The following is a 2,584-nucleotide window of genomic DNA, read 5'->3' as shown; positions in this document are numbered from 1 at the left end:
TTTCATGTCGACAAAAATCAACGAAACATTCTTTGCCCTGATGGTAGATGTGTTGGGCGTATTGCGGCATATCTTCGATATTGGGATATGATTTTGCGGAATCCATTTGTTGATACAGATGTGCGTATTGAGGACGCTCCTGTTGTTCATATGGGGTTAAATATTGTTGCTGATTCTCTGCAATAAATTTGTCGGCAAGATTGATAGATCTTTCGAATTTATCGGGGGATTTGCGGACCTCTTCTTTTACATAATTGTTAAACCGCCCAATCATTGCCATATTGTCTTCCGCCAATTTACGCGCAGGAGAATTTGGAGATAAGACGGACAACCCATGTTCGGGCGTAAAATTACTGACGGCATGGGAAGTATACACATCTGATGCGCTGCCCAAATTATCCCAACTTGAAGGCATTCTAAAACCTGCATTGGCAAAAAACTTGTCATCTTCAGTCGAATGCGTGCCGAAACCACCCTTACGCAGATTGGACACTTCAAGTGAAGTGGTATAAAAAATACTTCGGCCCAAATGGTTGCTGGCAGATGAAACATAATCGCCACCCATGCGGTGGTTAACAATCAGTCTGTCTGACAAAGGATTGATTGGAAGGGCTTCTTTTAAACCTGCTGCGCCGAAGGCATTAAAAGTTTCGGTACGCTGGTTGTATCGGCTACCGCACAGTTGTGCAAGAGCCCCACCTAGGGAGTGGCCGGTTTGGTAGATTTTTGCCCCATTATGTTTTGCCATTGCATTCGCCACTTCAGTTAATGCCCTAGCATCGTTGTATTGCGGATTAGTATGGTCTTTAACCATACGCATATCGGCTTCGCGGTCTTGACGTGTTTCAAATTCCGTACCACGGTGGACAACTATCAATTCGTTGGTATCCAAACGACGGTAAATGGCACCGAAATAACCGTTTTTTGGATTGTCGCTGATTCTTTCAACAGCATATTTAATACCGTTTAAAGTTATTTCTTTATTTTTTTCGTTATCAAAAACCAGTCTTTTTACGCCGTTTTCATCTTTCTTACCATAAATATGATCGGAAAGCAGGGCAAAATCCTGACTGTTTAATGCTCTCATTTTTCAACCTTTCTTAATGTTAATTCAACTGTAAAAAGAGAATCTGGCTTATAATTTGTCACATTTTTATGCCAACTTTCAATCCCTCTATCAGAATACCCATTATTAACTGAACCATTACCTTGAAATTCGGTTGCTATAGGATAAAAATTTTTTTCATAATGATTGGTTACTTTTAATTCAGGATGTTCCACAGTTAATTTCTTCAAATCTTCTGGATCAATACGAACAATCAAAGCTGTTTCCCGCTCATCTTTTCCTGTTGGTTCCATTACAATGGCAGCACTTAAAAACTGCCATTTACATACGCCCTCACCATAGTAATCTTCATCCAAAGGGGTATCCGAATAAAAGTCAGTAACATATGTATTATTATCGACTTTAATCATTTCCAATTTTTTCCGATATTGCGGCCAAGTCGTCGCCCCCACCCAGCGATTGGTTACATATTTGCAGTTTTCCGATTGGTACAGTTCATCTCCCGTCACAATCTGAAAAGTCAGAGGCGCATCTTTGATTTTAACCACCGCCTGATAATGCTCCTTACGGTTCGGGTTGATTTTGACATGCTTGGGCGGGGCATCTCCTTTTGGGAGTTTGTGGATGGGAAAATCCGATTCTTTAAATCCGTATTCTTCGTACACGTTTTTCTCCTTGTTGCAGGCGGTTAATGATAAGGCGGCGCAGAGGCCGAACAGCAAAATAAAAGGTTTCATAAGGGAGCTCCTTCTACAACGAAGTATTTTAATCTTGAATAGAAATGGAATAATATTTGTCGTTACTTTATTATTCCTTTAAATTTTCTTTAAAAATTTGAAAAACATTTTGTTTCAATAATTCCGCAATAGTTGTCAATAAGAATGCGGTAAACCATAAATACAACCCTAATCCATAAGTTGGTTCTGCATGTCCTCCCCCTTCATTCACAATTACTTCATCTAATGTAAATGTAAGCAGTGCCACAACCCATAACAATCCATGAAAAGTGAAAATAACTTTTTTGGATCGGTGCCTGATAAGAGATGTGAATATCAATAGGAACCAAATATAATTTGCATAAACGGCAAAATATCCGATATGCCCCAATCCTGGACCAAATATTGTTCCCAAAATCAAGACAAAATAACCCTCATATTGCCCTCCTTGTCCAAAAGTAAAGACATTTTGGGGTAAGGCACAAATCCAAATTAAAACAGCAGCAAAGAAACATAATTTATGGGCATGGCGGTTTATCTGATTTTTTGTTATGTATAATGATTTTTTCATAATAAATCTCTTGTTAATATTAGCTTAATACTGATTATGACTGAAAAAAGTCAACTTTGCTTCTTATATTATTCCTACTTTATCTCAGAATAACAGCAGGCAGACTGTCTGAAAACCAAGCCCATGATTTTGGCAAAACCCACTATGCTTGTTTTCAGAAGGCCTTACATTGCTATTGCTGTCCTCCTTTCAACGAAGCCACCTTCACCGCCCCCCTCAGCCGCTTGGTAA

3 protein-coding genes are annotated in these 2,584 nt (G+C 39.2%); all 3 read right to left on the bottom strand.

Features of this window, described 5'->3' with window-relative positions:
* The coding region (locus HMPREF2954_RS04905; protein ID WP_083313606.1) for a Tle-like phospholipase domain-containing protein at positions 1-1,087 on the bottom strand (1,087 nt) is incomplete at its 3' end.
* A complete protein-coding gene (locus HMPREF2954_RS04900) occupies positions 1,084-1,803 on the bottom strand; it encodes a hypothetical protein (RefSeq protein WP_045072215.1) in 720 nt (239 codons plus the stop codon). The genes HMPREF2954_RS04900 and HMPREF2954_RS04905, both read right to left, overlap by 4 nt.
* A 70-nt stretch (positions 1,804-1,873) precedes the next feature.
* Complete coding sequence (locus tag HMPREF2954_RS04895) at positions 1,874-2,353, bottom strand: hypothetical protein (RefSeq protein ID WP_045072216.1); 480 nt, start codon at positions 2,351-2,353, stop codon at positions 1,874-1,876.
* Between the last annotated feature and the right edge of the window lie 231 nt (positions 2,354-2,584).

It is taken from the genome of Neisseria sp. HMSC067H09, from assembly GCF_001814135.1.
GTDB lineage: Bacteria > Pseudomonadota > Gammaproteobacteria > Burkholderiales > Neisseriaceae > Neisseria.
Note: the sequence above shows the minus strand (reverse complement) of the source record. Positions and strands in the feature narration are given on the sequence as shown.